The organism is Pseudomonas sp. P1_F1_2 (genome assembly GCF_056405815.1).
Map to the genome: position 1 here is coordinate 75,891 of NZ_JBFUBK010000008.1, position 12,962 is coordinate 88,852.

Consider the following 12,962-nt stretch of genomic DNA (forward strand, 5'->3'; position numbering starts at 1 on the left):
GTTGCGTCGAACTTTCGGAGGCTCAAACCCGCTCAAAGATGAATGACGGCCAAGTCCAGCCGGCCGTAATCCCCTTCGCTATGCTCGTTTCTGGGTGGAACGTGATGGGTTTTCATCACCTGATCGCCTTGCAAGGTTTCCAGGTGGATATCAAAACCCCACAGGCGGTGCAGGTGCTTGAGCACTTCCTCGGTGGACTCGCCCAGCGGTTTGCGGTCGTGTTGCTGGTGGCGCAGGGTCAGGGAGCGGTCGCCGCGCCGGTCAATGCTGTAAATCTGCACGTTGGGTTCGCGATTGCCCAGGTTGTACTGCGCCGCCAGGGTTTCACGGATGATTCGGTAGCCTTCTTCATCGTGAATCGCTGGTACGAGCAGGTCGTCCTTTTGATCGTCATCGAGAATGCTGAACAGTTTCAGGTCGCGAATCACTTTCGGTGACAGGTACTGAAGGATAAAACTCTCATCCTTGAAGCTGCTCATGGCGAACTTGATGGTTGACAGCCAGTCGGTGCCGGCAATTTCCGGGAACCAGTGGCGATCTTCATCGGTGGGTTCTTCGCACATCCGCCGGATGTCCCGGTACATGGCAAACCCGAGGGTGTAAGGGTTGATTCCGCTGTAGTAAGGGCTGTCAAAGCCGGGTTGAAACACAACGCTGGTGTGGGATGTCAGGAACTCCATCATGAAGCCGTCGGTGACCAGGCCTTCGTCGTACAGGTCGTTCATCAACGTGTAGTGCCAGAACGTGGCCCAGCCTTCGTTCATCACCTGGGTCTGGCGCTGAGGGTAAAAATACTGAGCGATCTTGCGCACGATCCGCACGATTTCCCGCTGCCAAGGCTCCAGTAGCGGCGCGTGTTTTTCGATGAAGTACAGGATATTTTCCTGAGGTTCGGCGGGGAAGCGTGCATTGTCCTTGTCGCTGTACTTGTCTGCGCCTTTTGGAATCGTGCGCCACAAATCATTGATCTGTTTCTGCAAATGCTCTTCCCGATCCTTTTGCCGGCGCCGTTCTTCTTCAGCGGAAATCGGGTAGGGGCGTTTGTAGCGGTCGACACCGTAGTTCATCAGTGCGTGGCAGGAGTCCAGCAAGTCCTCCACCGCGTCGATGCCGTGGCGCTCCTCGCACTGCATGATGTACTGCTTGGCAAACACCAGGTAATCAATGATCGAGCTGGCGTCGGTCCAGGTGCGGAACAGGTAATTGCCTTTGAAAAAGCTGTTATGCCCGTAGCAGGCATGTGCCACGACGAGCGCCTGCATGCAGATGGTGTTTTCTTCCATCAGGTAAGCGATGCACGGGTCTGAGTTGATCACGATCTCGTAGGCCAGCCCCATCTGCCCGCGACTGTAGGACTTTTCCGTGCTGAGGAAGTGTTTGCCGTAGGACCAATGGTGGTACCCCAGTGGCATACCGACCGAGGCGTAGGCGTCCATCATCTGCTCGGCGGTGATGACTTCGATCTGGTTGGGGTACGTATCGAGTGCGTAACGAGCTGCCAGGCGGCTGATTTCGCGGTCATAGGCCTGGATCAGCTCGAACGTCCATTCGGAGCCGGTGGAAATGGGTTGGCGCTTCTGCTCTTTGGCGGTCATGTCACTAACCTGCGCTGGAAGAGTTCACGGAAGACCGGGTAGATATCCCCGGCCGAGACCAGTTGCTGCTGGGCGAAAGTGTCAGAAAAGGCTTCGGCTATGCGCTCGTACTCGAACCACAGGGCCTGATGTTCGCGCGGGGTGATCTCAACGTAAGTGTAGTACTGCACGAACGGCATTATCTGGTTGATCAGAATGTCACGGCAGATCGGCGAATCGTCATTCCAGTTGTCGCCGTCCGAAGCCTGGGCGGCATAAATGTTCCACTCGTTGCTCGGATAACGCTCGGCCATGATCTCCTGCATCAGTTTCAAGGCACTGGACACGATGGTGCCGCCGGTTTCGCGCGAGTAGAAGAACTCTTCTTCATCCACTTCGCGGGCACTGGTGTGGTGGCGGATGAACACGACGTCGATCTTGTCGTAGTTACGCTTGAGAAACAGGTACAGCAGGATAAAGAAGCGCTTGGCGATGTCCTTGGTCGCCTGCGTCATGGAGCCGGAGACGTCCATCAGGCAGAACATCACCGCTTTGGAACTGGGATTGGGCTGCTTGATGAGCAGGTTGTACTTGAGGTCGAACGTATCGAGGAACGGGATGCGATGAATGCGCGCACTGAGTTTTTCGATTTCTTCTTCGATTTTCTGGATATCGCCGAAGTTGTCCGGTTCTTCCAGCTTCAGGCGCAGAAGTTCTTCTTTGGCTTCACGCAGTTTCGCCCGGCTGCTGCCGGACAGGGCAATGCGCCGTGCGTGGGCCGAACGCAGGGTGCGGATGATGTTGATGCGCGACGGGTTGCCTTCGTTGCTGATGCCTGCACGCACCGTTTTGAACGTGTCGGTGCCGGTCAGGTTGCGTTTGACCAGATTCGGCAATTCGAGGTCTTCGAACATGAACTCGAGGAATTCTTCCTGGGTGATCTGGAAGACGAATTCGTCCATCCCTTCACCCGAGTTGCCAGCCTTGCCGGGGCCTCTGCCGCCGCCACCTCCGGGTGGGCGGGCGATGTGCTCGCCGCTGGTGAACTCCTTGTTGCCTGGATGTACGACGGTTTGTTTGCCGCCGCGACCGTGATGAAGCACCGGTTCGTCGATGTCCCGACCGGGAATGCTGATCTGTTCGCCGTGTTCCATGTCGGTAATGGACCGCCGGCTGACCGCCTCTTCGACAGCCTTTTTGATGTGGTCACGGTAACGCCGCAGAAACCGCTGACGGTTCACCGTGCTCTTGTTCTTGCCATTGAGACGTCGGTCGATCACATAGCTCATGACTGCTCCTTAGAAGCTGTCCTGAAAGGGGCGAGCGGTGGTGCAGCATCGAACCGAGGGCCAAGGGATATGCGACGCTCCCCCAAGCGCTGTGGATGCTGCTTGAACTCGCTACCGACTTTCGAACACCTTCCAGAGGCTTGTGTAACAGAAAATGCATGCACAGGCCTCTGGCTGACGACAACCGGTCTGACCGGCAGCGGGTTATTGTGATTTTCTGACCCGCAGGTACCACTCGGACAGCAGTCGGACCTGTTTGTCGGTGTAACCGCGCTCGACCATCCGTGTGACGAAGTCGTTGTGCTTCTGCTGGTCCTCTTTGCTGGCCTTGGCGTTGAAGCTGATGACCGGCAGGAGGTCCTCGGTGTTGGAGAACATTTTCTTCTCGATGACCACCCGAAGTTTTTCGTAGCTGAGCCAGGTCGGGTTCTTGCCGTTGTTGTTGGCCCGGGCGCGCAGCACGAAGTTGACGATTTCGTTGCGGAAATCCTTCGGATTGCTGATGCCGGCCGGTTTCTCGATTTTCTCCAACTCTTCGTTCAGGGCGACACGATTGAGGATTTCGCCGGTTTCCGGGTCGCGGTATTCCTGGTCCTGGATCCAGAAGTCGGCGTACAGCACGTAGCGATCGAAGATGTTCTGGCCGTACTCGCTGTACGATTCGAGGTAAGCGGTCTGGATTTCCTTGCCGATGAACTCGATGTAACGCGGTGCCAGGTACTCCTTGAGGAAGCGCAGGTAGCGCTCGCGGGTTTCAGCCTGGAACTGTTCCTGTTCGATCTGTTGTTCCAGCACGTACAGCAAATGCACCGGGTTGGCGGCGATTTCGTGCGGATCGAAGTTGAAGACCTTCGACAGGATCTTGAACGCGAAGCGGGTCGAAAGACCGTTCATGCCTTCGTCGACACCAGCGTTGTCGCGGTATTCCTGGATCGACTTGGCCTTCGGATCGGTGTCCTTGAGGTTTTCACCGTCGTACACACGCATCTTGGAGTAGATGTTCGAGTTTTCCGGCTCCTTGAGGCGCGAGAGCACGGTGAACTGGGCAAGCATTTTCAGGGTGTCGGGCGCGCAATGGGCCTTGGCCAGCGAACTGTTGAACAGCAGCTTGTCGTAGATCTTCACTTCGTCGCTGACCCGCAGGCAGTACGGCACTTTGACGATGTAGATCCGGTCGATAAACGCTTCGTTGTTCTTGTTGTTGCGGAAGGTGTGCCATTCCGATTCGTTGGAGTGGGCCAGCAGGATCCCGGTAAACGGGATCGCCCCGAGGCCTTCGGTACTGTTGTAGTTACCTTCCTGGGTGGCGGTCAGCAATGGGTGCAGCACCTTGATCGGCGCCTTGAACATTTCGACGAATTCCATCAGCCCCTGGTTGGCGCGGCACAGGGCGCCCGAGTAGCTGTAAGCATCGGCGTCGTTCTGTGGGTATTCTTCCAGTTTGCGGATATCGACCTTGCCCACCAGAGCCGAGATGTCCTGGTTGTTCTCGTCACCCGGCTCGGTCTTGGCCACGGCGATCTGATTGAGGATCGACGGATAGAGTTTCACCACCCGGAACTGGCTGATGTCGCCGCCGAATTCGGCCAGGCGCTTGGTGGCCCATGGCGACATGATGGTGTTGAGGTAGCGCCGCGGGATGCCGAAGTCTTCTTCGAGGATCGCGCCATCTTCGGTGGCGTTGAACAGACCCAGTGGCGACTCGAATACCGGTGAGCCCTTGATTGCGTAGAAGGGCACTTTTTCGATCAGTTGTTTCAGCTTCTCGGCCAGGGATGACTTACCGCCACCGACGGGGCCAAGCAAGTAGAGGATCTGTTTCTTTTCTTCCAGGCCCTGAGCGGCATGACGGAAATACGACACGATCTGGTCGATGCATTCTTCCATCCCGTGGAAGTCTTCAAAGGCCGGATAGCGACGGATCACTTTGTTGGAAAAGATTCGCGACAGTCTCGAGTTGGTCGAGGTGTCGAGCAGCTCCGGTTCTCCGATGGCCAGCAGCAGACGCTCGGCGGCGGAAACGTAGGCGCTGCGGTCCTTTTTGCACAGCTCAAGATACTCTTGCAGTGAGAGTTCTTCCTGGCGTGTGGACTCGAAGCGTTGTTGGAAGTGGCTAAAGATACTCATGACGTCACCTCGCTCGATACGTGGAGCCGACGCCGGATCACTCAGTCGATGCTGGCAGCAACCGAACAGGCGGTTGCTGTTTACCCCCCAGAACTCTTTCGGTGCTGACTACGCCGAAAGCTACTCCCGATGACCCGCGCGCCGGTGTACCGGCTCTCCCCTGTTTTGGATGGCCTGCGCTTAAGGATAGTTGGGAATTCGGGAGGTAAAGGCGAGATACGTAATAAGTTATGCCAGACCGTTCGTCTGCCATCGCGCGAGCCCGCGGGGCACGGGGGCTCGCACGTTACAAAAAAATTATTCCGAGGTGCCTTGCGCTGTTTCCGCAGGATAGGTCGTGCGCCACAGCTCAAAACCGCCATCCATGCTGTAGACGTCCGAGAATCCCTGGCTAATCAGGTAGGCCGCGGCGCCCTGGCTGGAATTGCCGTGGTAGCAGACCACGACGGTGGGGGCGTCCAGGTCTGCGCCCTGGATAAAGGCATGCAGGGAATGGTTGTCCAGATGCTTCGAGCCGCTGATATGCAGCGCGGCGAAGGTAGCAGGGTCGCGAACATCGACCACCACGGCGCCTTGTTCACGCAGGGCCTGAGCCTGCTCTGGGGGGATACGTTTGAATTCGCTCATGGCGGGCTCCTGTGGCTCGTCGGTAACGCAGTCTGGCGCGGGGCGCTGGCTGGCGATTGTTCGGTAGTGATTGGGGCGATTGGTGGAGTGCTATGGCCCTGGTCGTCGCATTTGCATTGCAGGCGCTCGCCGGTGTCGACATTCATCAGCGTCATGGCGCCACCCCACACACAACCGGTATCGAGGGCAAAGATCCCCGGCTCGTCACACTGGCCTTCGAGTGCAGCCCAATGACCGAAGATGATCTTCAGGTCTTTGGTCTTGCGCTCTTTGTAAGTGAACCATGGCTTATAGCCCGGTAGTGCAGTGTCGGCGCCTTCCTTGCTCTTGAGGTCGAGTTTGCCCTCGCGAGTGCAGAAACGCATGCGGGTGAAATAGTTGGTGATGACACGCAGGCGGGCTACACCCTTGAGGTCGTTGTCCCATTTCACCGGTTCGTTGCCATACATACCGTCGAGGTACGGCGCGATACGGTTGTCGTCGTGCAGCGCCTCTTCAACTTCGGCGGCGTATTTCAGGGCTTTGCGCAACGACCACTGGGGCGGGATGCCGGCATGAACCAGTGCGATGTTGCGCAGTTCGTCGTAGTGCATGAGCTTTTGCTGGCGCAGCCATTCCAGCAGTTCCGCGCGATCAGGCGCTTCGAGTATCTCGCGCAGGGTGTCGGCTTTCTTCAGGCGTTCAATGTTATGCCCGGCGGCCAGCAAGTGCAGGTCGTGGTTGCCCAGGACACACACCAGCGATTCGCGAATGCCGTAGAGAAAGCGCAGTGTCGCCAGCGACTGCGGGCCGCGGTTGACCAGGTCGCCTACCAGCCAGAGGTGATCCTTTGCAGGGTCGAAGGCGACTTGTTCAAGCAAGCATTGCAGGGGCTCGAGGCAGCCTTGCAAGTCGCCGACCGCGTACGTTGCCATCAGTGCAAGGCTCCGGGCACCGCCAGACGGAATGGAGCGATGATGGCGTCGAAATGCTTACCGTCGTCGGCAATCATCTGATAAGTGCCTTGCATGGTGCCGACCTTGGTGGTCATGACCGTGCCGCTGCTGTACGTGTGGCTCTCGCCCACCTCGATCAACGGTTGCTGGCCAACCACGCCGGCACCGCGAACCTCTTCGACATGCCCGTCACCATCGGTGATCACCCAATGCCGCGACAGCAGTTTGGCCGGTAACTCGCCGTTGTTGTGCACGGTAATGGTGTACGCAAAGGCAAAGCGGCTTTGCTCGGGTTGCGATTGTTCTGCCAGATAGCGGGTGACGACGCTGACGTCGACCTGATAACGAGGATCGGACATGCAAGAGGCCTTAAAAACGAAGCGGGACGCGGGGCTTAGCTGATGGAGTTCAGTCTAGGCCAAGTATCGGGTAGTAAACCAGACATCGCGTCTGGCGTCCTACCCGATAACGCTCGTCACCTGTCAGTCGGCGGCGGGTTTGTTCAGGACTTGTTCGCTGAGCTTGTCGGCCAGGCGCACGAAAGCGGCCAGGTCGAGCTGCTCGGGACGCAGGCTGCCATCGACGCCAGCCGCTTCGATCTCGGCATTGCTCAGGAGCAACTTGAGGGTGTTGCGCAGGGTCTTGCGGCGCTGGTTGAACGCTTCGCGAACGACGCGTTCCAGCAGTTTGTGGTCTTTGGCCGGATGCGGCAGTACCGCGTGTGGCACCAGGCGCACAATGGCCGAATCAACTTTTGGCGGCGGATTGAATGCGCCCGGTCCGACGTTGAACAGATGCTCAACCCGGCAGTGGTACTGAACCATGATCGACAGGCGGCCCCAGTCACCGCCACCAGGACCCGCCGCCATGCGCTCGACCACTTCTTTTTGCAGCATGAAGTGCATGTCGCGGATCAGGCTGGCGTTGTGCAACAGGTGAAAAATCAGCGGTGTAGAGATGTTGTACGGCAGGTTGCCGACCACGCGCAGACTGCCCGGCGCGGCATTCAGGCTGTTGAAGTCGAACTTCAGGGCGTCACCCTGATGCAGGCTGAAGTTGCTCCTGCCGGCGAACTGCTGATTGAGGATCGGGACCAGGTCCTTGTCCAGTTCCACTACGTCCAGCTGGGCGCCGCTGTTGAGCAGGCCCTGAGTCAGCGCACCCTGGCCCGGGCCGATTTCCAATACGCGGTCTTCGGCTTTGGCATGGATGGAGCGCAGGATGCGGTCGATAACACCGGCATCGTGCAGGAAGTTCTGGCCAAAGCGTTTGCGCGCCTTGTGTTGGTAATGCTCGGTCATAAACGGGTCTCGGCCATCTGGTAGGCGGTTTCCAGGGCGACTTGCAGGCTGCCGGTGTCGATTCTGCCACTGCCGGCCAGATCCAGGGCGGTGCCGTGGTCGACTGACGTGCGGATGATCGGCAAGCCGAGGGTCACGTTGACTGCCGCGCCGAAGCCTTTGTATTTCAGCACAGGCAGCCCCTGGTCGTGGTACATCGCCAGCACCGCGTCGCAGTGCTCCAGATATTTGGGGGTAAACAGAGTGTCGGCGGGCAGGGGGCCGCGAAGGTCCATGCCTTCACCGCGCAGGCGCTCTAATGTAGGTTCGATGATGTCGATTTCTTCATGGCCCAGGTGTCCGCCTTCGCCGGCATGCGGGTTAAGCCCGCAGACCAGGATGCGTGGCTGGGCGATGCCGAATTTGTCTTGCAGGTCGGCATGCAGGATTCGTGTGACCCGCTCCAGACGCTCCGGTGTGATTGCATCGGCAATCTCGCGAAGGGGCAGGTGAGTGGTGACCAGTGCCACGCGCAATCCGCGGGTGGCAAGCATCATCACCACTTGGGCGGTATGGGTCAGGTCAGCGAGAAACTCCGTGTGCCCGGAAAAGGCAATGCCGGATTCGTTGATCACGCCCTTGTGCACGGGGGCGGTGATCATGCCGGCGAAATGCCCGTCCAGGCAGCCTTGGCCCGCGCGGGTCAGGGTTTCCAGGACGAAAGCGGCATTGGCCTTGTCCAGTTGGCCGGCGGTGACCGGTGCATTGAGCGGTGTATCCCAGACATACAGGCTGTTGGCGGGTGCGGGTACATCCGGCCAACTGTCCGGGGTGACCGGCAATACATCGACAACCACACCCAGCTGCGCGGCCCGCTCAAGGAGCAGGTCGCGGCTGGTAATGGCAATCAGGGGGTGTGGCTGGGCTTGCGAGGCGAGCAGCAGGCACAGGTCAGGGCCTATGCCGGCCGGTTCGCCGGGTGTCAGCGCGAAACGCTTGGGTTTCACTGCGCTGCCTGGTCTGCACCAGGAAGTTTGATCTCTACGTACGCTTCGTCACGGATCTGACGCAGCCAGGTTTGCAGCTCTTCGTCGTATTTGCGGTTACGCAGTACGGTCATCGCCTGTTGCTCACGAGCCTGGGCAGTGCTGTCAGTGGCGCGACGGCCAAGGACTTCCAGAACGTGCCAGCCGTATTGGGTCTGGAATGGCTTGGACAACTGACCTTGTGGGGTCTTGGCCATCACTTCGCGGAATTCCGGTACCAGTGCGTTCGGGTCGACCCAGTTCAGGTCACCGCCGTTGAGGGCGGAACCCGGGTCTTCCGAGTAGCTCTTCGCCAGTTCGCTGAAATCTTCCCCCGCCTCGATGCGCGAGTAGAGCGACTGAGCCAGAGCCTTGGTTTTGGCTTCATCGCGGATCGGACTTGGTTTGACCAGGATGTGGCGCACGTGCACTTCGTCGCGTACCTGGGTCTGGCCGCCACGCTTTTCGAGGATCTTCAGGATGATGAAGCCGCCCGGTGTGCGCATCGGTTGTGTGACTTCGCCAATGGACATCGAGCTCAGCATGCGATCGAACGGAGGGGGCAATTGAGCGGCTTTACGCCAGCCCATGTCGCCGCCTTCCAGTGCGGTTTCGCTGGCGGATTTGGCGATTGCCAACTGACTGAAGTCAGCGCCTTGCTTGAGCTGCTGGTAAATCGAATCGGCCTGCTTGGCGGCATTCTGAATCGCATCGGAGTTGGCGCTTTCCGGTGTCGGGATCAGGATGTTGGCCAGGCGGAACTCTTCGGACAGTTGCATCTTGCCGAGGTCGGACGCGAGGAAGTTCTTCACTTCCTGTTCCGACACCTGGATGCGCTCGGCCACACGACGCTGACGCACACGGCTGATGACCATTTCACGGCGAATCTGTTCACGGGCGTCGTCGTAAGACAGGCCGTCATGAGTCAGGGCCGCGCGGAATTGATCCACCGACATGTTATTGCGCTGGGCAATGGTGCCAACCGCCTGGTTCAGTTCTTCATCGGTAATGCGGATGCCCGAACGTTCGCCGATCTGCAGTTGCAGGTTTTCGACGATCAGACGCTCAAGCACCTGCTGCTCCAGCACGCTGGCTGGTGGCACGGCAGTGCCGCGCTTGGCAATGGTTTGCTGAACTTCACGGACGCGTTGGTCCAGTTGGCTCTGCATGACCACGTCGTTGTCGACGATGGCCACCACTTTATCGATGGACTGTACGGCGGCGTTGGCCGCAGTACCCAGGAACAGCGCGCCCAGCAAGAGCGGGCGCAGACAATCAGAAAGCTTGGTCTTCACGTTCACGATAACCTTGGATGCCTTTGTCGAGGAAACTCTCTACTTTGGCGCCGGTGAGGCCGCCGAGTCCCTTCAGAACAATTTGGAGGAAGACGCCGTGGTCGCCTTTTTCGTTTTGTGGAGCCTGCTGACTGAACTCGTCATAGGAAACCCAGTAACGGTTGATCAGGCGCAGTTTCCAGCAGCAGTTGTCGTACTCGAAACCACCGAAGGCTTCCAGGGTACGGTCACGGTTGTAGTCATACTGCCAGCGGCTGATGGCGTTCCATTGAGGCACGATCGGCCAGATAACCGAAAAGTCGTGCTGCTCGATCTTGTAGTAGTCCTTCACGTAGCCAGGCTGGCCAGGGGTGCCATAGTCACCGCCACCCACGGACCACTTACCGGTGTTCTGGTCATAACGGACCTGGTCATTGCGATAGCGATAGCCGGCGTTGATGACTTTGTTCGGGTTGTCCTCAGGCTGGTAGTGGAACATCGCGCTGCCCGAGCGAGGGCTGCGGCTGTCCGGGTCCCAGTTGTAGTCGGCCGTGGTGCGCCAATCGCGGTTCCAGCGGTATTCGTATTCCAGTGCGTAAGGCGAAACATTTGACTGCGCATCGGTGCGGGTTTTTGCGTCGATACCCGGCAACTGGACTTCGCGATCCTTGAAGTACAAGGCCTGGCCTACGCTGATGCGCTGACGTTCGAAACCATCGTCTTCGATCCAGCGGTTGGTGACGCCCAGCGACAGCTTGTTCTCGTCGCCGACACGGTCGGACCCGGAGAAGCGGTTGTCACGGAACAGCGACGCGTAGTTGAAGGTGTATTCACTGGTGTCGAAAACAGGAATGTCTTCCTGGTCCACTTCTGGCACATAGAGGTAGTACAGACGCGGCTCAAGGGTCTGGCGATAGTTCTTGCCGAACCATTGGGTGTTGCGATCGAAGTACAAGCCGCTGTCGATACTGGCAATCGGTACGCCACGGTTTTGACTGTTGTCGAAAGTACCGTTGAGCTTGTCCACCTCTGGGGTCTGTGCAGCAATCTGAGACTTGCCGATGCTGTCGAGGTCCAGTTGGTACTGCGTGTACTGGTACTTGAGCTTTGGCGTCAGGAAACCATACGTCGTGCTCATTGGCAGACTCATAGAGGGTGCCAGGTTAAGACGATCACCGGTGGCACGTGCCAGGCCTTGAACGTTGGTGTCCAGGCGCGGCGACACATTGCCGTCCTCGTCGGTGAACGTGCCGTTTTCCAGGTCACGGTCAAACCGCACGATTTCTGTGTCGTACGCGAAATTAAGCCCGCCGGGATGATTTGGCAAAGCACCATTGAAAGTGATCTGCGGCAAACGATCATACGGCGTGATGTTGGAAACGGTCGCCAGCTGATAGGCCTGAGCGTTGATACGGGCGACATAGTCGTCGCCACGGTAGGTGACCGAGCCTTGCTGGTTCACGTAGTCGGCGCTTTTTACACCGATCTGGTCAGTCTGCAGATCCTGGAAGTAATACGGATCGCTGATCTTGGTGTAATCGACCTGCGTGAGTACTCGCGAGTCGAGACCACCCTTGTGCTGCCAGTTATACATGTAGCGGTCTTTCTGGTAGTCGGTCTGCTTGCTGCGATCGGTATCTTCGTCGTTGAGGTACGCAGCACCGAACTGACCTTCGCTGGACTTGGTCAGGTAGCGGAATTCGCCTTCCATCAGCAAGCCATGCTTTTCCATGTAGCGCGGGTACAACGTGGCATCGTAGTTCGGTGCCAGGTTGAAGTAATACGGTGTGACCAGCATGAAGCCGGTATCGCTGCCGGTGCCGATGGTCGGCGGCAGGAAGCCGGACTGGCGACGGTCGTCGATCGGGAAGTAGATGTACGGCGTGTACAGGACAGGAATGTCCTTGACCCGCAATGTCACGTTGGTCGCGGTGCCGAAGCCGGTCGCCGGGTTCAGGGTGATGTTGTTACCCTTTAGCTGCCAGGCGTTGCTGTTCGGTTCGCAGGTGGTGTACGTACCATCCTTGAGGCGGATGATCGCGTTTTCCGCACGTTTGGCGTACAGCGCGTTACCGCGGATGCGGGATTTGTGCATCACGTATTCGGCGTTGTCGACCTTGGCTTCACCGGTGTCGAGCTGCACATCGGCGTGGTCGCCGACGATCAGCGCGCCGTTGTCGCGAATACGCACGTCGCCATTGAGTTCGGCGCGGCTCTCGGCCTGATACAGGCTGGCCTCGTCGGACTCGACCTGCATGCTGCCCTGACGCAACACGACGTCTCCGGCCAGCGTGCCGACTTGATCTTCGGTGTTGTAGCGTGAGGCCTTGGCACCGATAAAGGTGGGCGCGTCACTTTTATTCGTCTTGTCATTCATGCCAGGACGAATCGGTTCGATATAGGAACCAGAGCAGTAAGGACCGGTTTCAGCCAATTGCGCGGCAGTGAGATTTTCGCGTGGCACCCAGTCGAGGTGGCTGTAATCTTCACTGCGCGACTTCATGCCGCGGCCTTTGGCCTCGGTAACGAGTGCGGGCTTGGCGCCGGTGTCTTCGCTGGAGCCGTTCTCGGCTGCGGCTTCGCCAGTGGCGGAAACTGCGCTGCCCTCATGGATGGGACGCGGTGGCAATGCCGCCGCCGGCGATTTTGGCGCACAGTCCCAGGAGCCCGAAGCAGAGACTGAGCAGTCATACTGTTCCGCGGCGACCACGAATGAAGTGGCTAGGGGTTGCAGGGCCAGCAGACTGCCGGTAACCAACAACGGAAATTTTTTACGAAACGCGGGGGATTTCAATGCCATCTTATTAGTCCGGGCTTCCTGCGTGCCATCT

Annotated in this window: 10 protein-coding genes; all 10 read right to left on the minus strand. The window is 58.4% G+C overall.

The genetic code is table 11. The features are described 5' to 3' along the window. Positions 1-32: 32 nt before the first annotated feature. A complete protein-coding gene (locus tag AC1D2P_RS04120) occupies positions 33-1,595 on the minus strand; it encodes a SpoVR family protein (protein WP_046029980.1) in 1,563 nt (520 codons plus the stop codon). Then, the gene (locus AC1D2P_RS04125) at positions 1,592-2,863 is read right to left on the minus strand and encodes a YeaH/YhbH family protein (RefSeq protein ID WP_046029982.1); all 1,272 of its coding nucleotides are present in this window, start codon (positions 2,861-2,863) and stop codon (positions 1,592-1,594) included. Before AC1D2P_RS04125 ends, AC1D2P_RS04120 begins: the two co-directional genes overlap by 4 nt. A gap of 204 nt (positions 2,864-3,067) precedes the next feature. Next, the gene (locus AC1D2P_RS04130) at positions 3,068-4,990 is read right to left on the minus strand and encodes a PrkA family serine protein kinase (RefSeq protein WP_046029985.1); all 1,923 of its coding nucleotides are present in this window, start codon (positions 4,988-4,990) and stop codon (positions 3,068-3,070) included. A gap of 297 nt (positions 4,991-5,287) precedes the next feature. Next, positions 5,288-5,617, minus strand: coding sequence for a thiosulfate sulfurtransferase GlpE (gene glpE, locus AC1D2P_RS04135; RefSeq protein WP_008061556.1), 330 nt, complete (start codon positions 5,615-5,617; stop codon positions 5,288-5,290). After that, on the minus strand, positions 5,614-6,531 hold the full coding sequence (locus AC1D2P_RS04140) for a symmetrical bis(5'-nucleosyl)-tetraphosphatase (protein ID WP_109785552.1): 918 nt from the start codon (positions 6,529-6,531) through the stop codon (positions 5,614-5,616). Before AC1D2P_RS04140 ends, glpE begins: the two co-directional genes overlap by 4 nt. Then, entirely contained in the window at positions 6,531-6,911 is a 381-nt protein-coding gene (apaG, locus tag AC1D2P_RS04145; protein ID WP_109785551.1) for a Co2+/Mg2+ efflux protein ApaG, read from the minus strand. Before apaG ends, AC1D2P_RS04140 begins: the two co-directional genes overlap by 1 nt. A 123-nt stretch (positions 6,912-7,034) precedes the next feature. Then, on the minus strand, positions 7,035-7,853 hold the full coding sequence (rsmA, locus tag AC1D2P_RS04150) for a 16S rRNA (adenine(1518)-N(6)/adenine(1519)-N(6))-dimethyltransferase RsmA (RefSeq protein WP_109785550.1): 819 nt from the start codon (positions 7,851-7,853) through the stop codon (positions 7,035-7,037). Continuing rightward, positions 7,850-8,839: a 4-hydroxythreonine-4-phosphate dehydrogenase PdxA gene (gene pdxA / locus AC1D2P_RS04155; protein WP_046029996.1), complete on the minus strand. Its 990-nt coding sequence runs from the start codon at positions 8,837-8,839 to the stop codon at positions 7,850-7,852. The genes rsmA and pdxA overlap by 4 nt, the downstream gene beginning before the upstream one ends. Beyond that, positions 8,836-10,152, minus strand: a complete 1,317-nt coding sequence (gene surA, locus AC1D2P_RS04160) for a peptidylprolyl isomerase SurA (RefSeq protein ID WP_109785766.1) — start codon at positions 10,150-10,152, stop codon at positions 8,836-8,838. The genes pdxA and surA overlap by 4 nt, the downstream gene beginning before the upstream one ends. After that, positions 10,133-12,931, minus strand: coding sequence for an LPS-assembly protein LptD (locus AC1D2P_RS04165; protein ID WP_109785549.1), 2,799 nt, complete (start codon positions 12,929-12,931; stop codon positions 10,133-10,135). The genes surA and AC1D2P_RS04165 overlap by 20 nt, the downstream gene beginning before the upstream one ends. Positions 12,932-12,962 lie beyond the last annotated feature (31 nt).

Bases quoted from the DNA above. Each gene is read 5' to 3' on its own strand.
- AC1D2P_RS04120 (WP_046029980.1), bottom strand. From the start codon at position 1,595: ATGACCGCCAAAGAGCAGAAGCGCCAACCCATTTCCACCGGCTCCGAA.
- AC1D2P_RS04125 (WP_046029982.1), bottom strand. From the start codon at position 2,863: ATGAGCTATGTGATCGACCGACGTCTCAATGGCAAGAACAAGAGCACG.
- AC1D2P_RS04130 (WP_046029985.1), bottom strand. From the start codon at position 4,990: ATGAGTATCTTTAGCCACTTCCAACAACGCTTCGAGTCCACACGCCAG.
- glpE (WP_008061556.1), bottom strand. From the start codon at position 5,617: ATGAGCGAATTCAAACGTATCCCCCCAGAGCAGGCTCAGGCCCTGCGT.
- AC1D2P_RS04140 (WP_109785552.1), bottom strand. From the start codon at position 6,531: ATGGCAACGTACGCGGTCGGCGACTTGCAAGGCTGCCTCGAGCCCCTG.
- apaG (WP_109785551.1), bottom strand. From the start codon at position 6,911: ATGTCCGATCCTCGTTATCAGGTCGACGTCAGCGTCGTCACCCGCTAT.
- rsmA (WP_109785550.1), bottom strand. From the start codon at position 7,853: ATGACCGAGCATTACCAACACAAGGCGCGCAAACGCTTTGGCCAGAAC.
- AC1D2P_RS04165 (WP_109785549.1), bottom strand. From the start codon at position 12,931: ATGGCATTGAAATCCCCCGCGTTTCGTAAAAAATTTCCGTTGTTGGTT.